The 22,208-nt window shown below is 40.0% G+C and carries 23 protein-coding genes and 1 pseudogene; 20 read left to right on the top strand and 4 right to left on the bottom strand.

Annotated elements, in window-relative coordinates:
• The first annotated feature begins 58 nt into the window (after nt 1-58).
• The 6 genes from yutH (at nt 59) to FXF70_RS00770 (ending at nt 7,729) form a co-directional block, all read left to right on the top strand.
• Nucleotides 59-1,099, top strand: coding sequence for a spore coat putative kinase YutH (yutH, locus tag FXF70_RS00795; protein ID WP_035389301.1), 1,041 nt, complete (start codon nt 59-61; stop codon nt 1,097-1,099).
• A gap of 74 nt (nt 1,100-1,173) precedes the next feature.
• Nucleotides 1,174-2,142, top strand: coding sequence for a 2-hydroxyacid dehydrogenase (locus FXF70_RS00790; protein ID WP_048002532.1), 969 nt, complete (start codon nt 1,174-1,176; stop codon nt 2,140-2,142).
• Between the two features lie 222 nt (nt 2,143-2,364).
• The gene (locus FXF70_RS00785; RefSeq protein WP_039963829.1) at nt 2,365-3,666 is read left to right on the top strand and encodes a homoserine dehydrogenase; all 1,302 of its coding nucleotides are present in this window, start codon (nt 2,365-2,367) and stop codon (nt 3,664-3,666) included.
• Entirely contained in the window at nt 3,666-4,727 is a 1,062-nt protein-coding gene (thrC, locus tag FXF70_RS00780) for a threonine synthase (protein ID WP_008346825.1), read from the top strand. The genes FXF70_RS00785 and thrC overlap by 1 nt, the downstream gene beginning before the upstream one ends.
• Nucleotides 4,724-5,656 carry a homoserine kinase gene (thrB, locus tag FXF70_RS00775; RefSeq protein WP_007500423.1) on the top strand — a complete coding sequence of 311 codons (933 nt, stop codon included), beginning with the start codon at nt 4,724-4,726 and terminating at the stop codon, nt 5,654-5,656. Before thrC ends, thrB begins: the two co-directional genes overlap by 4 nt.
• Before the next feature lie 102 nt (nt 5,657-5,758).
• On the top strand, nt 5,759-7,729 hold the full coding sequence (locus FXF70_RS00770) for a S9 family peptidase (RefSeq protein WP_148779670.1): 1,971 nt from the start codon (nt 5,759-5,761) through the stop codon (nt 7,727-7,729).
• 44 nt (nt 7,730-7,773) lie between these two features.
• On the opposite strand, the pseudogene FXF70_RS00765 reads toward FXF70_RS00770, so the two are convergent.
• Nucleotides 7,774-8,073, bottom strand: a pseudogene (locus FXF70_RS00765) (NifU family protein).
• 121 nt (nt 8,074-8,194) lie between these two features.
• On the opposite strand from FXF70_RS00765, the gene FXF70_RS00760 reads away from it, so the two are divergent.
• Nucleotides 8,195-8,524, top strand: coding sequence for a YuzD family protein (locus FXF70_RS00760; RefSeq protein ID WP_008346819.1), 330 nt, complete (start codon nt 8,195-8,197; stop codon nt 8,522-8,524).
• Nucleotides 8,525-8,624: 100 nt separating this feature from the next.
• Entirely contained in the window at nt 8,625-8,855 is a 231-nt protein-coding gene (locus FXF70_RS00755) for a WYL domain-containing protein (RefSeq protein ID WP_148779669.1), read from the top strand.
• 48 nt (nt 8,856-8,903) lie between these two features.
• Here FXF70_RS00755 and FXF70_RS00750 read toward each other — a convergent pair whose 3' ends face one another.
• Nucleotides 8,904-9,971 (bottom strand): NAD(P)/FAD-dependent oxidoreductase, encoded by a 1,068-nt coding sequence (locus tag FXF70_RS00750; RefSeq protein WP_148779668.1) that lies wholly within the window; start codon nt 9,969-9,971, stop codon nt 8,904-8,906.
• Nucleotides 9,972-10,226: 255 nt separating this feature from the next.
• On the opposite strand from FXF70_RS00750, the gene FXF70_RS00745 reads away from it, so the two are divergent.
• The 7 genes from FXF70_RS00745 (at nt 10,227) to FXF70_RS00715 (ending at nt 15,691) form a co-directional block, all read left to right on the top strand.
• Entirely contained in the window at nt 10,227-10,463 is a 237-nt protein-coding gene (locus tag FXF70_RS00745; RefSeq protein WP_008346813.1) for a YuzB family protein, read from the top strand.
• Between the two features lie 270 nt (nt 10,464-10,733).
• Nucleotides 10,734-11,588, top strand: coding sequence for a diaminopimelate epimerase (dapF, locus tag FXF70_RS00740; protein ID WP_116306149.1), 855 nt, complete (start codon nt 10,734-10,736; stop codon nt 11,586-11,588).
• 73 nt (nt 11,589-11,661) lie between these two features.
• Entirely contained in the window at nt 11,662-12,024 is a 363-nt protein-coding gene (erpA, locus tag FXF70_RS00735) for an iron-sulfur cluster insertion protein ErpA (protein WP_008357254.1), read from the top strand.
• A gap of 430 nt (nt 12,025-12,454) precedes the next feature.
• Nucleotides 12,455-13,255 (top strand): sce7726 family protein, encoded by an 801-nt coding sequence (locus tag FXF70_RS00730; protein WP_187424749.1) that lies wholly within the window; start codon nt 12,455-12,457, stop codon nt 13,253-13,255.
• Nucleotides 13,256-13,268: 13 nt separating this feature from the next.
• Nucleotides 13,269-14,204, top strand: a complete 936-nt coding sequence (locus FXF70_RS00725) for a sce7725 family protein (RefSeq protein WP_148779666.1) — start codon at nt 13,269-13,271, stop codon at nt 14,202-14,204.
• A gap of 12 nt (nt 14,205-14,216) precedes the next feature.
• The gene (locus tag FXF70_RS00720; protein WP_148779665.1) at nt 14,217-15,293 is read left to right on the top strand and encodes an RES family NAD+ phosphorylase; all 1,077 of its coding nucleotides are present in this window, start codon (nt 14,217-14,219) and stop codon (nt 15,291-15,293) included.
• Nucleotides 15,294-15,484: 191 nt separating this feature from the next.
• Nucleotides 15,485-15,691 (top strand): hypothetical protein, encoded by a 207-nt coding sequence (locus FXF70_RS00715; protein WP_008346803.1) that lies wholly within the window; start codon nt 15,485-15,487, stop codon nt 15,689-15,691.
• 46 nt (nt 15,692-15,737) lie between these two features.
• Here the strand turns inward: FXF70_RS00715 and yumC are convergent, their stop codons facing one another.
• Nucleotides 15,738-16,736 carry a ferredoxin--NADP reductase 2 gene (gene yumC, locus FXF70_RS00710; RefSeq protein ID WP_007500433.1) on the bottom strand — a complete coding sequence of 333 codons (999 nt, stop codon included), beginning with the start codon at nt 16,734-16,736 and terminating at the stop codon, nt 15,738-15,740.
• 390 nt (nt 16,737-17,126) lie between these two features.
• On the opposite strand from yumC, the gene FXF70_RS00705 reads away from it, so the two are divergent.
• From FXF70_RS00705 to FXF70_RS00695, 4 genes are all read left to right on the top strand, one after another.
• A complete protein-coding gene (locus FXF70_RS00705) occupies nt 17,127-18,344 on the top strand; it encodes an NAD(P)/FAD-dependent oxidoreductase (RefSeq protein ID WP_162149727.1) in 1,218 nt (405 codons plus the stop codon).
• 135 nt (nt 18,345-18,479) lie between these two features.
• Nucleotides 18,480-18,605: a YuiA family protein gene (locus tag FXF70_RS18980; protein ID WP_008346797.1), complete on the top strand. Its 126-nt coding sequence runs from the start codon at nt 18,480-18,482 to the stop codon at nt 18,603-18,605.
• Between the two features lie 81 nt (nt 18,606-18,686).
• Nucleotides 18,687-19,007 carry a YuiB family protein gene (locus FXF70_RS00700; protein ID WP_003212933.1) on the top strand — a complete coding sequence of 107 codons (321 nt, stop codon included), beginning with the start codon at nt 18,687-18,689 and terminating at the stop codon, nt 19,005-19,007.
• Between the two features lie 99 nt (nt 19,008-19,106).
• Complete coding sequence (locus FXF70_RS00695) at nt 19,107-19,751, top strand: 3D domain-containing protein (RefSeq protein ID WP_148779664.1); 645 nt, start codon at nt 19,107-19,109, stop codon at nt 19,749-19,751.
• Nucleotides 19,752-19,791: 40 nt separating this feature from the next.
• Here FXF70_RS00695 and FXF70_RS00690 read toward each other — a convergent pair whose 3' ends face one another.
• Entirely contained in the window at nt 19,792-20,268 is a 477-nt protein-coding gene (locus FXF70_RS00690) for a divergent PAP2 family protein (protein WP_008346791.1), read from the bottom strand.
• A gap of 326 nt (nt 20,269-20,594) precedes the next feature.
• Here FXF70_RS00690 and FXF70_RS00685 point away from each other — a divergent pair, with 326 nt between their 5' ends.
• On the top strand, nt 20,595-22,085 hold the full coding sequence (locus FXF70_RS00685) for a leucyl aminopeptidase (RefSeq protein ID WP_008346787.1): 1,491 nt from the start codon (nt 20,595-20,597) through the stop codon (nt 22,083-22,085).
• The last annotated feature ends 123 nt before the right edge of the window (nt 22,086-22,208 follow it).

Genomic DNA, 22,208 nt, shown 5'->3' with positions numbered 1-22,208 from the left:
TAAATAGTATTCATAAATCCCTCAACCTGCGACTACGATATGATAAGAGACTGATTTTATGAACGCAGGTGAAATCATGAAAGAAACCATTTATCACACATTTGGTATTGATGTGCGTCAATTTATGCCATATGGCAGTTATCAGAGCTTTCAAACGGCGAAAGCTCTCTTCATCATTGTTCCCGTGTCTCATTTGCGAGAAGAAGAACTCACAGAGCTTTATCATATCAGTCAGTATTTACTGAATGACGGTGACCCATACGTTGCCGTGTTTGAATTAACAAACGAAGAGAAACCGACTTTTACCCATGGAAAAGAACTGTACGCTCTATTAAAGGCAGCACCGCGGGTTACAAGCCGCTCATTTCAGCACGCATCAGAGCTGGCGGCCTTTCATGTCAGGGGGAGAGGGTTTCCATATGAGGTGTCTGAAACAAAACGTGTCGGAGCTTGGAAGGAATTATGGGCAAAACGGTTAGACCAGCTGGAAGGCTTTTGGATGCAGCAAATGCATCAAAAACCACTTGAACGATTTGAAAAGAAATTCATTGAATCCTTTCCGTATTATCTCGGATTAACGGAAAATGCCATTCAATATTTAGTGGATACAGAGCTTGATGATGAACCAAAAGAATGTGATTCAGGAACTGTTTGTCATCAGCGCTTTTCACGTATGACCTGGCCACACGAGCAGCCGCTTCGTTTACCTGTTGACTGGGTATTTGACCACCCAACAAGAGATATCGCGGAATATTTAAGAGAAACCTTTGTCCAGCATAAGGAGGATTTAATTGAAGAGGGATTCTCCTTTTTGCAGCAATATGAGCAGGTTACGCCTCTTTCATCGTTTTCAAAGCGACTGCTGTACAGCCGTCTTCTGTTTCCGCTTCATTATTTTGAAATTGTCGAAGGGTATTATATGTCAGGAGAAAATGAAAAATCTTATTATGAAGAACGATTAGATTACGTTTTAAATGATGCGAACCGCTACGAATATTTTCTCAAGGTGTTTCAAGAATTGAGTGCCATGCGCAGCGGTGGGCATCTCATTCCTCCTGTTGGATGGATTCATCAATCCGCTGATTTGAAGTTTCAGTGAACAGACGAAACGTCTCTTTTCTCTTGAGGCGTTTTTCGTTATGCTTAAAGAAATCAACCAAAGGAGTGTTCTTCTTGACGAAACCTTATGTCTATATCACAAGAAAGCTTGATGAAACAACACTTACACCATTAAAAGAAGTCGCTCATATTGACATGTGGACGAGCGAGGATGAGCCGTGTCCAAGAGAAGAGTTAGAAAAACAAGCGGCTCAAGCAGATGGGCTGCTCACGATGCTGTCAGATCAAGTAGATGAGGCACTTTTATCAAATGCTCCAAATCTAAAAGTGGTCGCGAATCTCGCGGTCGGCTATGACAATATTGATCTAAAGGCAGCTAAAAAGCACGGGATCACGGTATGTCATACACCGGACGTCTTAACAGAATCGACGGCTGATTTAGCCTTTGCGCTTTTGATGGCGTCAGCAAGACGAATTGTCGAAGCGAGTGATTGGATTAAGGATGGGAACTGGACAGGCTGGGGACCGCTTCTTCTAGCTGGTGCTGATGTGCATCATAAAACGTTAGGGATTGTCGGAATGGGCAGTATTGGAACTGCACTGGCCAAGCGGGCAAAAGGTTTTGATATGAATGTGCTTTATCATAATCGTTCAAGAAAGCCAGAAGCAGAAGCACAGCTAGGTGTGACCTATGCCGCATTTGATGAGCTGCTTACGCAGTCTGATTTCATCGTTTGTTTGACGCCTTTAACGCCTGAAACGAAAGAAATGTTTAATAAGAAAGCATTTGAGCAGATGAAGAGCACAGCTTACTTCATCAACGTTTCCAGAGGGCAGACGGTAGACGAAGAGGCTTTATATGATGCTGTCACGACAGGAAAAATTGCAGGAGCAGGTCTGGATGTATTTAGCAAGGAACCAGTCAGCCCAGATCACCCATTAACGACATTACCAAATGTAACAGTGCTTCCTCATATCGGAAGTGCAAGTGTTGAAACGAGAAAAAACATGATGCATTTATGTGCTGAAAATATTGCGCTTGTCCTGCAAGATCAGCAAGCCAAAACGCCAGTTCAGGCGTAATCTCAAGCTTCCCGGCTTCGGGAGCTTTTCTTACAAAAATATTTTGAAAATATAGAATCTTGATATAAATAGATGTTAAGCGGTTTCATTCTCATATTCTCTTATTTTATTACCTTGTCAAAATGAGGATACCCCTTTATAATGTGTGTACATTGAATGTCTGCGTTAGGTTAACAAATGTCTTTTTAGAGAGGACATTTACGGAGAAAGGTGGAATTTCAGGTGAAGGCAATTCGAGTTGGACTACTAGGATTAGGAACAGTGGGGAGCGGTGTCGTTAAGATTATTCAAGATCATCAGGATAAATTAATGCACCAGATCGGCTGTCCGGTATTAATACAAAAAGTGCTTGTGAGCAATCCCGATAAAAAAAGAGATGTGGATGTGGCAAGAGAGGTCTTCACAACTGAAGTATACGATGTGATTCGAGATCCAGAGGTCGACGTCATTATTGAAGTGATGGGCGGCATTGAAAAGACAAAACAATATTTAATAGATGCACTAAATGAGAAGAAGCATGTCATTACAGCCAACAAGGATTTAATGGCGCTATATGGCACAGAGCTTTTACATGTAGCAAAAGAAAACGGCTGTGACCTTTACTATGAAGCGAGTGTCGCAGGTGGGATTCCGATTTTGCGTACACTAGAGGAAGGTTTAGCCTCTGACCGCATCACAAAAATGATGGGAATCGTGAACGGGACAACGAACTTTATTTTAACAAAAATGAATGTCGATAAAAGTGCGTATGAAGATGTATTAAAAGAAGCGCAGGATCTTGGCTTTGCAGAAGCAGATCCGACGGCGGACGTAGAAGGACTAGATGCGGCAAGAAAGATGGCCATCCTGGCAAGACTTGGCTTTTCCATGAATGTAGACTTAGAGGATGTGAAAGTGAAAGGCATCTCGGACATCTCGGATGAGGACATTAATTTCAGTAAACGTTTTGGCTATACAATGAAGCTAATCGGAATTGCTCAAAGGGATGGAGAGAAAGTAGAGGTCAGCGTACAGCCAACTTTACTTCCTGATCATCACCCGTTATCTTCCGTCAACAATGAATTTAATGCTGTCTATGTTTACGGAAGTGCTGTCGGAGAAACGATGTTTTACGGACCTGGAGCAGGCAGCCTGCCAACGGCAACAGCTGTAGTCTCAGATTTAGTCGCTGTTATGAAAAACATGCGTCTTGGTGTGAATGGCAGTGGATTTATTGCACCGCAATTTGAGAAGAAAATCAAATCATCATCCGAAGTATTTGCTCAGCAATTTTTAAGAATACATGTGAGAGATCAAGTCGGAGCTTTCTCCCGCATTACATCGATTTTTTCTGAAAGAGGCATCAGCTTTGAAAAGATCCTGCAGCTTCCTGTCAAAGGGCATGATGAGCTGGCTGAAATTGTGATTATTACACATCAGACATCAGAAGAAGATTTCTCAAATATCCTGCAAACATTAAACGATCTCGACGTGGTGGTTCAAGTGAAGAGCACGTACCGAGTAGAAGGGAACGGTTTAAGCTGATGAAGTGGAATGGACTTATTGAAGAATTTCAAGAATTCTTACCAGTAAACGAGCAAACACCTAAACTAACATTAAATGAAGGAAATACACCGCTGATTCATCTCGCAAAGCTATCTGAAAAGCTTGGGATTGAACTCCATGTGAAAACAGAAGGCGTCAACCCTACAGGTTCTTTTAAGGATCGCGGGATGGTCATGGCCGTCGCAAAAGCAAAAGAAGAAGGCAATGATACGATCATGTGTGCATCGACAGGGAATACATCTGCAGCAGCGGCAGCTTATGCGGCGCGCGCTGATATGAAATGTATTGTCATCATTCCAGATGGAAAAATTGCCTTCGGTAAGCTGGCGCAGGCTGTCATGTACGGAGCAGAGATCATTGCCATTGACGGCAACTTTGATGATGCACTTAAAATTGTCCGCAGCATCTGTGAAAAAGCACCGATCGCACTTGTTAACTCCGTCAATCCATACCGAATTGAAGGACAAAAAACAGCGGCATTTGAAATCTGTGAGCAGCTAGGCTCCGCACCGGACGTACTGGCGATTCCTGTTGGAAATGCGGGGAATATTACAGCGTACTGGAAAGGCTTCAAAGAATATCATGAGAAAAAAGGCACTGGACTGCCAGTCATGCGTGGTTTTGAAGCAGAAGGAGCTGCAGCCATCGTTCGAAATGAAGTCATTGAGCAGCCAGAAACAGTCGCAACAGCCATTCGCATCGGAAACCCTGCAAGCTGGAAGCAAGCTGTAGCAGCGGCAGATGAATCAAACGGGAAAATTGATGAAGTGACAGATGAAGAAATTCTTCATGCCTATCAATTGATCGCACGTGAAGAAGGTGTGTTTGCAGAACCAGGGTCTTGTGCATCAATTGCAGGTGTACTCAAACAAGTGAAATCTGGAGAAATTAAGCCAGGCAGTAAAGTCGTCGCTGTACTGACAGGAAACGGATTAAAAGATCCGAATACGGCGATTGATATTTCGCACATCAAACCGGTCACACTGGATGCAGATGAAGATCAAATTCTGGAACATTTAGAAAAGGCCGCACGCGTATGAGTAACGCCTCCATGCTTTTTTCAATCACAGTACCGGGAAGCACTGCCAACTTAGGACCAGGCTTTGACTCAGTCGGAATGGCGCTCAGCCGCTATTTAAAGCTATCGGTCTATGACCATGATAGCTGGCTGTTTGAAGCAGAAACAGATGTTGTGTCTGGTATTCCATCAGGCACCGATAATCTGATCTACCAAACAGCTAAAAAGGTCGCAGATGACTTTGGAAAAACACTCCCGCCTGTTCATGTCAAAGTGTGGAGTGATATTCCATTAGCGAGGGGGCTGGGCAGCAGCGCTGCTGCTATTGTCGCCGCTATTGAGCTCGCCAATCAGTTGCTTGAATTAAAGATGACCGATGATCAGAAGCTCTTTTTTGCAAGTGAGGTAGAAGGTCATCCAGATAATGCAGGTGCCTCTTTATTCGGTGGTTTACTCATCGGTCTTCATGAAGAAGACAAGACACATGCCGTTAAAGTGCAGCATGTGGATGTAGATGTCGTCGTCGTGATTCCTTTTTATGAAGTGCTCACAAAGGATGCCCGTGATGTCCTGCCAGAGGATTTTTCCTATAAACAGGCCGTGAGTGCGAGTGCAGTGAGTAACGTCCTTGTTGCCGCCTTAATGACACAGAACTGGCCGCTTGTAGGAGAAATGATGAATAAAGATTTATTTCATCAGCCATACCGCACGATGCTTGTCCCAGAGCTATCAAAGGTGGAGCACGTTGCTTCATTAAAAGGCGCGTATGGAACAGCATTAAGCGGTGCTGGGCCGACTATTTTGACCTTAGTGGAAAAAGGGAAGGGAGAAGCGCTGAAAAAGCAGCTTGCCCAAAATTTCCCGCATTGTGAAGTGGATGTGTTGACGGTGCCAGTAGAAGGTGTCGTCGTCGAGCATCATTCTGTGAATCAAATGAAGAACGTGCTGTGAAGACGCACGTTCTTTTTTTATCCTTGTTTTTCATAACAAAAGCAGGGATTATTATTTAGAGAAGCGAACTATTTTTGATACATAAAAGGGGGAGATCTATTGATGAAGAAATTGATAACAGCAGAAGAGTTAACACAAATCGTGTCTGTTTCTCATCCAGTTTATTCACCAGATGGAAAAAAGGCTGTTTTTACAAAAGTAACGGTGAATGAAAAAAAGGATGATTACAATATTCATTTATGGGTTCGAGATGAAGAGAGAGGGGAGCTGTCTCAATGGACATTTGATGATGGAAAGCATCATCAACCAGCATGGTCAAAAGACGGAAAGCAGCTTGCGTTTATTTTGCAGAAGCCAAAAGAAGTCCCCCAGCTCGCACTCATTCAGAGCGATGGCGGCGGCATTCGTACTTTAACGAATATTCCTTACGGCGTATCTCATCCTGTATTTTCACCGGATGGAGCGTTCATTTATGCAGCGGTCTCATTAAAACAAGAAGAATCTGTTCATGATGAAAAAAAAGAAGAGCGTGATGACTTTGCTCCGGCCGTATATGATGATTTGACTTATAAAGCAGATGGCAGAGGCTTTTTAGATGGGCGTTTGACGCAAATTGTAAAAATCGATGTCCGTTCCGGCGAGGTAGAGATGGTTACGAGTGAGTCGCATCATCATGTGAATCATGTCGTCTCTCCTTGCGGGAAGTGGCTCGCCTATATTCAATCCAACCCGCAGACGTTTTACATAAGTGATATCTGTCTCCTTTCCTTAGAGGACGGTACATCCAAGAAAATCACCCAATCAACAGGCGCTTACACGACTGTATCATTTTCTCCAAATGGAGAAAGCCTTTTGTACATTGGACACGAACGTGAATTTGAAAATGCAACCTTCCTGTCATTGTGGCTGCATGACCTGAAGGAGAAAAAGACCGTTCAATTATCAGAAATGCTCGATATGTATGTAGGAAACTGTATGGCAGGGGATAGTGTTATGGGTGAGGCCAATCAGTTTCCACAATGGACAAAGGATAGTCAGGGGTTTTATGCGCTTGTTTCTGATCAAGGGAGTACCGGAATTTATTATTTCTCTATTGAAGGCTTAGCCTATCCCGTTCGTTTAGAGGCAGAACATGTGACGAATTTCAGTCTTCATCCAGATGAATCAAAAATGCTGATCAGCCGTCTTTCACCTGTCTCGCCTAGTGAGCTGTATGAGCTGACTTTAGGGGAATCCTCACTCAAGCAAATCACGTTTGAGCATGATGACTTTCTAAAGGAACATGTCATATCCGAACCTGAACCAATTTCTTTCCAGTCAAAAGATGGAGACGTTGTACGTGGCTGGTTTATGAAGCCTGCTCAGATGGAAGAGGGGAAGACATATCCACTAATCTTAGAAATTCATGGCGGACCGCATGCGATGTACGGTCATACGTATTTTCATGAATTTCAAATGCTCGCCGCTGAAGGGTATGCGATTGTGTACATCAATCCTCATGGCAGTCATGGGTACGGACAGATGTTTACGGATCGGGTAAGAGGCAGCTATGGTGACGTTGATTATGAGGATGTCATGCTGGCTGTTGATCATGTGCTCAAAGCCTATGACTTTCTTGATGAAACAAGGCTTGGCGTAACAGGCGGCAGCTATGGCGGTTTTATGACCAACTGGATCGTCGGACAGACAGACCGTTTCCGTGCAGCTGTTACACAGCGTTCTATTTCGAACTGGATTAGCTTTTATGGCATCAGTGATATCGGCTATTTCTTTACAAAATGGCAGATTGATGGGGATATTTATGACTCTGTTGATAAGCTATGGGATCGTTCGCCGCTAAAGTATGTAAAACAGGTGAATACACCACTTCTCATCCTGCACAGTGATGAAGACTACCGCTGCCCAGTCGATCAAGGAGAACAGCTTTTTGTGGCATTGAAGGAACTTGGAAAAGACACGAGATTAGTCAAGTTTCCCAAGGCTTCTCATGATTTATCGAGAAGCGGCCACCCTGGGCAGCGTATTCAAAGACTGACCTTTATTCAAGAATGGTTTAGAGAGAAGTTATCCTAATTAAAAAACGACCCGGTAAGGGTCGTTTTCATGTCATATATGAATTAGAAAACCTGTTCAACTTCTACAACGCCAGGTACTTCTTCTAATAATGCGCGCTCAATACCGGCTTTCAATGTAATGGTTGAACTTGGGCAGCTGCCGCATGCACCAAGAAGGCGTAATTTCACAATGCCATCTTCAATGTCTACAAGCTCACAGTCTCCACCATCACGTAATAGAAATGGACGAAGTTTGTCCAGTACTTCCTGTACTTGGTCTTTCATTTCGACTTCAGTCATTAGATATAATCGCTCCTTTCACAACATATCACCATTATATTCATCTGGACGATAAAAATCTATTGATTGGTTTCAAAGTTTCCTTCTCATTATAGCACAATCTCATCTTGAAACAAAAAGTGATTTTGACTTTTTTCATACAGAAAATTCAGCTAAAATAAAGAAAGAATAGGGGGCTTGTCAAATGAACAAAACCGTTGACCTTTATGTATATGGAAGAGATGTCCTGTGCGCTAGTTGCGTGAATCTGCCTTCTTCAAAAGATACATTTGAGTGGCTAGATGCAGCATTAAAACGAAAATATCCAAATCAGCCGTTTCGCATCACATATATCGATATTGAGCACCCGCCTGAAAACGAACGCCAAAAAGAATTGTCTGAACGAATTCTTGATGATGAATTCTTTTATCCACTTGTCCTTGTTGAGGATCAGATTGTTGGAGAGGGCAATCCAAAATTAAAAGATATTTATCAAGAAATGGAGAAATACGGGTACGAAGAGAGCAGTGAATGAGCTGTTCTTTTTTAGGAAAATAAACAGAACAAACGTTCCTTTTTTAGGTTGATTTAGAACGTTTGTTCTTATATAATGAGATGAAAGGAGCGTGAGCATCATGAATTATTTACTAAAACAATCTCTTCATCAACAAATACCGATTGATATGATTTATATGAAGAAAACTGGAGAGTGTTCGAAACGAAAAATCATTGTACATCGTCAAACTGAACAGTTCATACAAGCGTATTGTTTATCGAAGAAGACGATCAGAACGTTTCGTAAAGACTGCATCCTTGCGCTTGCTCCTATCAAAGTGAACCATTCATCGGCACATGCCGTTTCATAATAAAAGCTCCTTCATTAGAAGGAGCTTTGAGAAAAAATTCACATCATTTTATCCATTGTGATGCTTGTACATCCAAAGAAGTCCAGATTTTAAGAGTCTTGGAACACGACCAACAAGCGGGCGATCCGCCACTAAGCCAAAGCCGGCTTTTTTCCCTAAAGAGCCGAGTACGCCTTTTAACTTAAACTGTGGGTAAGCCTCAGGAAGCGGCTCATTTTTCCAGCGTTTCTGTAGAGATTGAACAATTTGCTCTGCCTGTGCCTCGGCAAGCTGTGCACTTGGTGCGTGCGGCAAGCTTGCGCAGTCACCTACGACATAGACATGCTCATCTCCAGGGACATTGTGATGAGGAGTTAAGACGACACGGCCTTGGGCATCTTTTTCAACATCCATATCTCGCACGACTTTACTTGGCCGAATTCCTGCTGTCCACACAATGACATCTGCTTCAATGGCATCATCATGGTTGTACACAACTCCTTCTTCAACCTTCGTAATATTGGCGCAGTTAATGATCTTCACATCATTTTCTTCAAACCATTTTTGTACATATAAACTTAATCTTTTTGGGAAACTGGAAAGAATCAGTTCTCCGCGGTCAAAAAGAATGATGTTTAAATCAGAGCGGCTTTCACGTAGTTCACTGGCTAGCTCTACCCCGCTAAGTCCAGCACCGACGATACCAACCGTTGCACCTGCACTCAAATTGTTTAATTTGTTATACGTATGTCTTGACTGATCAATGGTTTGAATGCTGTATGTATGTTCTTTCGCACCAGGGACATTGTGATACTTGTCCTCACAGCCGAGTCCGATTACCGTATCATCATATGGAATCGGTTCACGGTCGCTAAATAAAATTTGTTTGTTTTCAATATCAATTTTTTCTACTTCCCCGTATTGAATATCCAGCTTCGGATGCTCTGGAAAAGATACTCGAATGTGATGATCAGAGATCGTTCCAGCAGCAAGTGCATAATATTCTGTTTTTAAACAGTGGTAAGGATTTCGATCAATTAATGTGATAGTAACATCATCAGGTAATTGATTTGGCAATAAGCGGTGGAGAACCCGCATATTCCCGTAACCTCCGCCGATCAAGACTAAATTTTTCATGACGATTCTCCTTTTCCCCCTAGACATTGAAAAACACTTATACTAAAAAACTTTAAGTTAAAATACCAAATAAAATTATATCGAATTTACTGTGAAACCACAATAATTGTTTCAAAATAACCTACATATTCATTACTTAGTCCTAAATAGTAAAACATTTTACGGGGAATAGGCGTAACGATTTATTGAAGCTCATGTTTTGACTAATAGAAGGAATTTCGGTAGGATAGTAAGGCAAATGTGAGGTGAAGCACAGTGTTTCCACTGATCGAATTTTGTGTAAGTAATCTTGCACAAGGGTCTCAAGAAGCAAAAGAGAAACTTGAAAAAGACCCAAACTTAGATGTAATGGAATACGGCTGTTTAAGCTACTGCGGCAAATGTATGGACTCCCCATTTGCGCTTGTGAATGGAGAATTTGTTTCTGGAGAAAATGCAGAGCAGCTAGTCGAGCGTATTTATGCTTTTATAGAGGAAAACGATATGTTTTAAATGCACCACATGGGTCATGAGGTGCATTTTTTTCATATATTCAGTTTCCATTTTTCAGGAGAAAATGTAGAAAGCGCATCCAATATGTTATGCTAATAAAATATCATCAAAATGAAGCATCACACGAAAGAAAAAGAGGCATATGCATAATAAAAGCCCTTTGCCATGGCAGCAAAGAGCTTCTATGTATGAAAAACGGGGGATGATAAGATTGTCTCCTGAATCGACTCCTTTTATACTATAAAGAAACAACATTTTTGGAGGACGCTCATGACATCATTTCAATTCACGAAAATGCACGGACTAGGAAACAATTATATATACGTCAATCAGATGAAGGAACAGCTTCCAGAAGAGCAGCTGTCAGAGATAGCGATCCGCGTTTCTTCTGTTTATACAGGTATCGGTTCAGACGGAATGATCCTCATTTGCCCATCAGATGTTGCACCTGTGAAAATGCGCATTTTCAACAATGATGGATCAGAGGGGAAAAACTGCGGTAACGGTCTGCGTTGCGTTGCAAAATATGTGTATGAGCATCAAATCGTAACAGACACAACGTTCCAGATTGAGACATTGTCAGGACTCGTTGAAGCGACCGTTCATGTGCAGGATGGTCACGTTCAGTTAGTGACAGTAGATATGGGTAAACCTCGTTTTGAAAAAGAAGCGATACCAATGCTTGGTGAACCGGCCAGTACAACGATTAATGAACCGCTTGATTTTGGCACGACGACCTTAAATGGAACAGCTGTTTCAATGGGGAATCCCCATATCGTTTTCTATTTAGAAGACATTGAACAGGCGCCGCTTGATTCACTTGGGCCAATCATTGAAAAGCATGACATGTTTCCAGAAGGCGTCAATGTAGAATTTGTGGAACGTGTCAGTGAAACGGAACTGCATTTTCGCGTGTGGGAAAGAGGATCAGGGATTACGCAAGCGTGCGGAACAGGAGCATGTGCTGCGGCTGTATCAACGATTGTGAATGGGCATGCGAAAAAAGAAACGGACATGACCGTTCATCTAGCTGGCGGAGACCTTATCATTCGCTGGAAAGACAATGACCATGTGCTGATGACAGGACCTGCTGAAACGATTTGTGACGGTACATTCTATCTCTAAACCATTTATTTGAGAAAAGGCAACATCACGTTTATAATTGAAAAGAAACATCCAGTCAAAAGGAGGGATGATCGTGAGTACACCAGTAACGATTACAGAAGCTGCTGCATTGCAGATTAAAGATATGATGAAAGAACATGAAGAAGAAAATGCGTTCCTGCGAGTGGGCGTAAAAGGCGGCGGCTGCAGCGGTCTTTCATACGGAATGGGCTTTGACCATGAAGTCTCAGAGAAAGACACGCAGTTCGAACAGCACGGCATCAAGGTCCTTGTCGACTCCGAAAGCCTTGATATCATGAACGGCACCATCATTGATTTCAAACAATCACTAATGGGCGGCGGTTTCACGATTGACAATCCGAACGCGATTGCGTCATGCGGATGCGGTTCTTCTTTCAGAACAGCCACGAATACCGGTACGCCGGAAGAGTGTTGAATTAAAACTGAAAACCTTCTATATATGGGGATTAGGCTGTCAAGATTTTCTTGACAGCCTTTTTAAAATGAAAACACGTTATCCATCAATGGGAACAAATTGAAACAAAATAAAATTTTTTTGACATCTTACCCTGAAAAACTTTACTTTCTCTTCGATCTGAGTTTTTCCTCAAAGTCTTTTTTATGCAGGTATAAAACCAATACACAGTTTGATAGTTCTAAATGTCATATAACAAATTAAAGAAAATTGATGAGGTATCATATTAAAAAATGATTTATTTGTAATTACATGGATATTCTGGTTAAATTAAAATTGAAGATTGGAATGTTAAGTTCAAGATGCTAAAAATTTCATATGAATATTTGCACTGGATATCGCAGAAAATGTTAAACTTATTTGGTATAGATGATTGGAAAGTGTGATGAGTGTGAATTATATTTATTTAAATAAGTTTTTTAGTAAAAAAAATTTAACAGAAAAATTTTCAAGAGATAGATTTAGTGCTGAAATCTTTAATAAAGAAATTCAAAATTATTATGATATCTTGAGAAAAGAGTATAGGAATGAATTCTTTTTTAAAAATACTCTTTTTAATAAGTTAGTTTTAGGAAAATATAGTTTAAATACTACAACTGCTTTTAGTGAAGTTGTTGTTGGTAACTCTAAAGCAGACTTTGTATTAATAAATAAAACCTTTGGGATTGTTTATGAAATTAAGACTGATTTAGATAACCTTGAAAGAATGGATAATCAACTGAATGATTATTCAAAAGCATTTAGTGAAATCTACATAGTAACTTCCGAAAAATATTATTACCCAGTTTTTAAGACTATAAAAGAAAAAAATCCCAATGTGGGTATCATTGTATTAACCAAAAAAGAAACCCTAAGTGTAAGAAAAAAAGCAACTTTAGATAGTAGCAAACTTAATCATGAAGTCTTGTTTAAACTTTTAAGAAAAAACGAATATGAACAAATCTTATATTTTAAGTTTAAATGTCTACCTAATGCTAAGCCAGTTCAATATTTTAGAACATCTCTTCAATGGTTTAAAACAATTGAAATTAGAGAAGCTCAGAAATTGGTGTTTAAACAATTGAAAAAAAGAGTTAATCCTAAAGACCTTGAAAAAATAAAATATTTTCCAATTCCTATTAGATGGATTATATACTCGAGTAATTTGAATAGTATAGAATTAGAAAAAATATATAAAAAAATAACTGTATAATGGGGGAATTGTAATGTATTATCCAATAATTAGAGGTAGGCAATATGATTTACTAGCACTTAGAGAATTATTAGAAAAAAATCTTTTGAGCGAAAAGGTAATTCCAGTTATCGAGCCTACTAAGCTGAGCCCTACTCTAGTGTCTACAATAAATAGTTTCAAAGAAAATTCTAGAAAAATAATCCTGGTATCTAATCCAAAAATCGGTTCATTTCACGGAGAATTAGCAATGCCTAGTATCTATAGTAAATTTTTAAGTCTAATGAGCTTGGACAATGTAATTATTGGACATCAATTAAATGGAAATTCAAAAAATGAGATTCGGAAATTATCAGATGACGTTTCTTTAAGTTTGGAAAATTTAGTTATTTTTCACACCGAAAGAAAATTTATACAATTATATAGAGAGATTTATTCTTCAGTTAAAGCTGATCTAAACATTATCCCATCTGATAATTCCTTTAGGAGACAATTAGACGATCAAAATTTAGTAGGTTTAAGTGATAAATTTAATAAACTCCCTAGAAATGCAGATTATTTAGAGATTGAAAGTGAGTTCTTTTCAGAGGAACATCTCTTTTATAAAAAGGAAGGATACATTGGATTTTCCGATTACTCTATTGTAGGTGCAGAATACAATACAAGCGGTTTCGCCCCATATGCAGTTGCGTTTCACATTGTTTATCCGAATTCTGAAAATGGGCTGGAAATAATGCATTTTGTTTCTGATTCAAATACTGATATAAGTGACCCTGCTGGAAAGTTCTCCGAAGCATTAGGGAAAATGATGAGTTGGTACTATGATATTAAGGCTGATAAAAGAATGAATACATTTGCTATGCAGTCCTTTGAAGATCATCATGAAAAGGGGACATATCCAGGTTTAGCAACTATAAAAAAATTATCAATTATGCATCATCTTGAACTAATGGGAAGTTTACTAAGTTAGAGGGTGAAATAAATGAATTGTTGTGTTGAATGCTTTGTGTCACCTGAAATAAAAAGTATTATAAGTAGTTTGGATAATAACGGGAATTGTGCATTTTGTGATAGTAGAAATGTTCAAGTGTATGATCTTAAAGCTGACGATGGCTTGGACAATTTGTTTAATGAAATTCTAAACATATTTAAATTAGGTTCAGAGCTAATTACGGATGGATTTCCCGAGGTCAATTTAATTAGTATTAGGGATCAATTCGAGAATAAATGGAAGATATTTAATGGTTTTGCTGGGGATAAAATATATACATTTTTGAAAACTCTTCTGGAACGTAAATATCCGGATAAGATGGAATTATTAATAAATCAAGTTGGAATTATTGAATGGATGAATAAAGAATATTTAGAGGAAAAATCTGTACTGAAAGGTCATACTTGGACAGACTTCGTAAATTATATTAAATATCGAAATAGGTTTCATTCAAAATATGTTAATTTTGGAGTATTGAATGAGTACATTGAAAAACTAACAACTTTTGTTGAAGAAGATATTTTCTATCGAGGGAGAATCTCGAATGACAAAGAGTTAGGGATTAAAAATATGGGAGCTCCAGATCCACCAAAATCAAGTGCCGGAAGAGCAAATTCAGAAGGAATTAGTCACCTATATTTAGCTAGTGCTATTGAAACAGTAGTGAGTGAGATTAGACCTAGTATAAGTGATACTGTTTATATAGGGAAATTTCCACTAAAACAAAAGTTAAAAGTTATTGATTTCAGAATGTTAAAAAATCTAGATGTTTTTACTTTTGAAGATCCAGTTATGTATGCAATAAATTTAGATATATTTAATGAAATGTCAATGGAGATATCTAAACCCGTTCGTAGCGGGGATAGTAAATTAGAATACTTACCTACACAATTTATTGTGGATTATATAAAGAGCCTTAACGAAATTCAGTCTGAAAGTTATCAGGGGATTGTCTTCGAAAGTACACTTAGTACAAAAGGTTATAATTTAATGGTATTCGATACGGGTTTATTAGAATGTACAACAGTTGAGAAAATTATCATAAATAATATAAGCTATAATTATTAATAAAAATGATAATAATATAAACAATTATATTATATAAGTGCAATATTTAGTAAAACTATTGAAAAGAAATCATTGTATATGTAATTACATCAATTCCGTGACATTATACTTCATCAACTGGCTATTTCCACTCGAAAAGAGTATCATGAGAACCAAACATAAACTGTCATCAGAAAAGAGGTTGCTGAGGTTTGAGTGAACAAATCAATTGCAGGAACTGTCATGAACTGATTCCGTATCGTTCAAAAACATGTCCATCTTGCGGGATAGATAAGCCGCTTCCGAAAAAGGAACGTGTGAAGGATCGGGTGATTTTGGTTGTGGCAGGAATTGTTGTGGTGCTACTTGCTGCAATGGTACTTGGAATGGCGAATGCCTATATTGGGATTTTTAAATAAACAAAAAAGGAGTTCCGCAGATGGGACTCCTTTTTTTGATCCGTTCTTATTTATTTTCAAATAAGCTTGTGGAATGAAGCGGCTGTACACGAGCTTTCGGGTCCATGTAAGCTTTCGCGTTGTTCACAGCAGTTGGTGCTTCACCAAATCCGCTTGCGATTAATTTGACTTTTCCTTCATACGTACAGATGTCTCCTGCCGCATAGAAGCCTTCGATGTTTGTTTCCATTGTGGATTTGACCACGATAGAGTTCTTTTCGATTTCAAGGCCCCATTGTTTGATTGGTCCAAGGGAGGAAACAAAACCGAAGTTGACGATCACGTCGTCCACATCTAGTACTTGCTTTTTATCGCCTTTGACTTCTTCAAGCACAATTTGTTCGATGCGGTCTTCCCCAATGAGCTCCGTTGGGACAAATGGTGTCAGCACATTGACTTTCGAGTTGTGCAAGTTTTCTACACTGTGCTCATGTGCACGGAATTTATCACGACGGTGAATAATCGACACTTCTTTTGCGATTGGCTCAAGCATCAGAGCCCAGTCGACCGCAGAGTCTCCACCGCCAAGAACAGCAACACGTCTCCCGGCAAATTGGTTCAAGTCATTGATGAAGTAATGCAGGTTGCTTCCTTCAAATGATTCTGCTGCATCTAGCTCAAGCTTTCTCGGTTGGAATGCACCGTTACCAGCTGTAATGATGATCGTTTTTGAATAATGAACCTCTTGATTCGTAACGAGTTTGAAGATACCGTCTGCTTGTTTTTCAACCGTTTCCACAGCTTGCTCTAAGCAAATGGTTTGATCAAATTTATCCATTTGTTCCTTTAAATTATCAATTAATTCTTGTGCGCGGATTTTTGGGAAACCAGCCACATCATAAATGTATTTTTCAGGGTAAAGAGCGGATAGTTGACCGCCGAGCTGAGGAAGGCTTTCAATAATTTTCACACTTGCCTGTCTCATGCCTCCGTAAAACGCAGTAAACAATCCGACTGGGCCGCCCCCGATAACGGTAATGTCATATACCTTAGAATCTTCTTGCATTCCTTAATCCTCCCAAATGAAAATTGTTATCACTATATCATATCATACCACATATCGTCGTTTGACTTGTTTTGAAAAACTTGTCGTTTTTTGATGCCGATGCTGTGAAAAGGGGAAAAAAGAGAGAAAGACCGTTTATCCTAAGGATTTTCAGTTTAAAGCCTTGAAAAAAGGAGCAGAACTCGCTATTATTGTTAAGGGAACTAAATATTAATTTTTTATGAATTTTTGTCGGATACGGTCAAATGCTTTCGTTTTTTGTAGGTGAAAGTTCAGATTTTCACATACTTATTTTTTTGTTTAAATTTCATAAAATGCCGCAAAGCGGTTGAGAATAACGATATGTAATTCTTTATCCGTTTTACAGCAAATTTAAAAAAGGTGGATGTGATTCCAGTGAATAAACCGAAAATCGTTGTATTAGGTGCAGGTTATGGCGGATTAATGACTGTAACAAGATTAACAAAACAGCTTGGCACAAATGATGCGGACATTACTCTTGTGAACAAGCATAATTATCATTACGAAACAACATGGTTACATGAAGCAAGTGCAGGTACTCTTCATCATGACCGTTGTCGTTATCAAATCAAAGATGTGATTAACAGTTCCCGTGTCAACTTTGTACAAGCAACAGTTGAAAGCATTAATAAGGAAGAGAAGAAAGTTGTGACATCAGATGGCGAACTTTCTTATGACTACCTTGTTGTTGCGCTTGGTGCTGTTCCTGAAACATTTGGTATTGCAGGACTAAAAGAATACGCATTCTCAATCTCTAACATCAACTCTGCTCGTCAGCTTCGTGAGCATATTGAGCTTCAATTTGCGACTTATAATACAGATGCTGAAAAGCGCCCAGAGCGTCTAACTATCGTTGTCGGCGGTGCAGGCTTCACAGGTATTGAGTTCCTTGGTGAGCTTGGAAACCGTGTACCTGAGCTTTGCAAAGAGTATGATATTGATCAAAAAGACGTGCGTATTATCTGTGTAGAAGCTGCACCAACAGCTCTTCCAGGATTTGATCCTGAATTGATCGACTATGCGATGAACTACCTTCAAGGTAAGGGTGTTGAGTTCAAAATCGGTACAGCGATCAAAGAATGTACGCCTGAAGGCATCATTGTTGGAAAAGACGATGATACAGAAGAAATTAAAGCAGAAACAGTTGTTTGGGCTGCTGGTGTACGTGGTAACCCAATCGTTGAAGAAGCTGGATTTGAAAACATGCGCGGCCGCGTAAAAGTGTCTCCAGATCTTCGTGTACCAGAAAATGAAGATGTATTCATCATCGGTGACTGCTCATTAATCATCAATGAAGAAATTAATCGTCCATACCCACCTACTGCACAAATTGCGATGCAGCAAGGTGAAACAGTAGCGAAAAACCTTGCAGCACTAGTAAAAGGTGGCACGCTTGAAAGCTTTAAGCCAGACATCAAAGGAACAGTTGCTTCTCTTGGTGAACACGACGCTGTAGGTGTTGCGTTTGGTAAAAAACTTCAAGGAACAAAAGCTTCTGCAATGAAAAAAATCATCGACAACCGTTCATTATTCATGGTTGGCGGACCAGGACTTGTTCTGAAAAAAGGAAAATTCAAGTTCTTCTAAACCGATATAGACAAAAACGTGTATCCCTGTGGTACACGTTTTTTCATGTTTGACGGAATATTTTCTCACTTGGTACTGGACAGAAAAATATGTTATGATGAATTATCAGAAAATTTAGATTAAGGAGTGAGCAATATGAATGCACAAACGAAAGAAAAAAAGTCAACTTGTCAGTATTGTTCAGGAAAAGGATATTTTCAGTTATTGCTCGGCGGATCAGAAACATGTGAGGAATGTAAGGGGACAGGAAAGAAGCATTAATCTTACGGCTTTTTCCATTGATTGACTTCATCTCTATTTCCAAGTTAAACTAATGATGGGATATTTGGGGGTGGAGATGAAGTGATCAGTTTACCAGTCGTTATCATTTCAGTTATTTTATTTTTCGTGTTATTCTTCGGCATTGGCTTTTTGCTGAATATGCTACTGAGAATGTCATGGATTATGGCAATTTTATATCCAATTGTATGCCTTTTCATTATCAATAATCAAAAGATGATTGCTTATGTAAGAGAACCAGGCATTGCTTTTTCCGGGATAGGAGACCGCATCGTTTCTCTTGCTGCGGCAGATATCATTATTTTATTAAGTGGTCTAATTGGTGCCATTGCCTCAGGTTTTGTCATCAATGCTCTTCGTAAAAGAGGCTATCAAATGTTTTAACTCACTTGTCTACACGCAAGTGGGTTTTTTTGTTTCTCCTTTGCATAGTTTCCATTTTGTTTGGAAACAAATAGATGGGTAGAGGAGTGACAAATAGAAATGAAAACATGGATGAAACGATTGTTCATGACAGTTCTGTTTATGCTTGCCTTGATGACAAGCTTTACGGGCATATCTGGCGTAGAACCAAGTGATTTAGCTGCATGGGTGAAAGAGACCGATGCCGGTAAGCACGTATCTTCTTTTTTAAAGCATCCAAAAAGGCAGACGATGGCGGTGAAAAGTGACGATTTGCGTGCTGTTTCTCTCGAAGAAGCATTTAATTGGAACGATTATCCGAAGCAAAAGGTTGTCGCCACAGGTTATACAGCAGGTGTAGAATCAACAGGTAAGACGAAAGAACATCATGCATTTGGCATTACATATTCAGGCGTCAAAGTAAAACGTGATTTATATTCAACCGTGGCAGCGGACCCATCTGTCTTTCCGATAGGAACTGTCCTGTTTATCCCCAATTATGGCTATGGTGTAGTCGCAGATACTGGGAAAGCGATTAAAGGTCATAAGCTTGATTTATATTATGAAACGGTTGATGATGTGTATAGAGAATGGGGTAAAAAAGTGCTGGACGTTTATGTGATTAAAAAGGGTGAAGGAACGCTGACAGAAAAAGACTTAAATCAGTTGAATGAAGCGGAATCGATGCAAGTGTTCAGGCAGCAGTTTCAAGCCAATAAAGAATAAAAAAGCTTTGGATCTCAAAAGGTCCAAAGCTTTTTCGTTTCTACATGAAGTAATAATCTAAGATGAGTGTGAGCAAGATTCCTGTTAAGCCGCCGAAGAAGACTTCAATCGGCTTATGCCCAAGAAGCTCTTTCAATTTCTTTTGCTTCTCTTTTTCTTCCGCATTTGGGAAGTTCTTTGCCTCGGCAACAAACCGGTTAAAATCTGTGACCAGTTTGTTCAGGACAGTTGCCTGTTCTCCTGCCTGTCTGCGAACACCTGTCGCATCAAACATCGTAATAATGGCAAAGATGGCGGAAATGGCAAAAATAGATGTTCCTAGCCCGTGCTCTAAAGCAACTGCTGTTGAGAGTGCTGTTACTGCTGCGGAGTGTGAACTTGGCATTCCGCCTGTGCTTGTAATGAGCGACCAATCTAGTCGTCTAGAAATGATAAATTGAATCGGTACTTTTACAAATTGTGCAAAAAAGATGGCTGCAAGGCTGGCAAGCAGCGGAAAATTCGTCAGTACGCTCATGAACAAGAAACATCCTCTCTTTAAGAAAAAATAACGTGCGAAATGATAAAGTATTTACCCTAGTAAGATAAAAAAATGATGGCAGTAAGAACTGTTGCCAAGTCCATGTTCATTATAACATTAAAGAAAGTAGATGTGGAACGAGGAGACCATGGACAGGCTGCTATGGATCGCTGCCGCTTTTTCATGATGCCCTTCCGCATGCCAAAATATAAATGTTCTTCAAGGGAAGACAGGCTGGCAATGATCGTATCAGGACATAAATTTTGATATAATAGAAGTTCCAATGTGAAATATGGAGTTCATTGAAGGAGCGTGTGATAAATATGTTTTTCTCGACAAATGAGTTGCAACATAAAGATACACTGGCCATCGGACTTTTTCAAAAGAGCCAACTATCAGGAAAAGCAAAAGAAATGGATGAATTACATGGAGGAAGAATCACTGAATTACTAAAAGAAGGCGATATTTCATCTAAACGAAATCAGCTTTCGAAATTTTTCCCATCCCCTGAAACCGGCATTAAACGCATTTATTTTGTCGGGCTTGGGAAGGAGTCAGATTACACGTTTGAAGAGGCAAAGGAAGTGTTTGCGCATTTATTTAAAAAGCTTCATCAAGATAAAAAGCAAGCAGTTTCGGTTTTGCTTGATACATTTACAGGAAAGGATCTGCCTGTTCAAGATGCAGCCCATGCCCTTTCTGAAAGCTGCCTTTTAGCTACATATGAATTACAAGATTTTAAACATAAAACGAATGAACCGGATCGCTTTATCGAATTTGTTTATGCAACAACGGATCATGATGCTGCCGAAATTCAGGCAAGTCTGAAAGTGGGCGAAGTCTACGGACAATCGGTCAATTCGGCTCGTACACTTGTGAATATGCCGCCGAACATGCTCACGTCCTCTGATCTTGCATCCTATGCGGCAGAGCTTGCTTATAAATATGAATTCGAGATTGAAATTTTAGATAAAGAACAAATGGAAGAGCTCGGAATGGGCGGTATTCTAGCCGTTAATAGAGGCTCAACAGAACCACCGAAGCTGATTGTATTGAAATATCAAGGCAAGGAAGAATGGACAGACGTCATCGGCCTTGTCGGTAAAGGCATTACGTATGATACAGGTGGGTATTCCTTAAAGCCAAGAGCAAGTATGGTGGGGATGAAAACAGATATGGGCGGTTCAGCCTCTGTTTTAGGCGCAATGGAAATCATCGGTGAACTTCGTCCAGAGCAGAATGTCATTGCGGTCATCGCCTCAACAGATAATATGGTCTCAGCAGATGCGATGAAGCCAGATGACGTCATTGTCTCACTAAGCGGCAAAACAATCGAAGTGCTTAACACGGATGCAGAAGGTCGTCTTGTTTTAGCAGATGGTGTGACCTATGCGAAGCAGCATGGCGCCTCTGTGCTTGTGGATGTTGCGACATTAACAGGCGGTGTCATTGTGGCACTTGGGAATGAAACAACAGGCGTGATGACCAATAACGATGAACTGTATGCCCAGTTTAAAGAGGCATCAGAAGAATGCGGGGAAATGATTTGGCAGCTGCCAATCACCGAAAAAGATAAAAAACGAGTAAGAAACAGCAAAATGGCTGATCTGAATAACTCACCAGGTCGTGATGGTCATGCGATCATGGCAGGTGCATTCATTGGGGAATTCGCTGAAGACACCCCTTGGGTTCACTTAGATATTGCAGGAACAGCCACGACAGAAAAGCCTTCATGCTTTGGTCCAACAGGAGCAACAGGTGTGATGGTCAGATCATTAGCAACATTTGTGGAACGATTTGAACCGAAGAAATAACGATGGAAGCTCTGCCAACTGGCAGAGCTCAGCGTGTAGACAAACCCTCGCATTCGGTGTCAGTCCTGCGCTTCGGTGCTCACGAATGTCAAATTCGCTCCGCGCCGATGCTCGTCCTTCCTA

It is taken from the genome of Bacillus sp. Y3 (assembly GCF_008123875.1).
Taxonomy (GTDB): domain Bacteria; phylum Bacillota; class Bacilli; order Bacillales; family Bacillaceae; genus Bacillus; species Bacillus altitudinis.
This window is presented reverse-complemented; position numbering and strand designations above follow the sequence as displayed.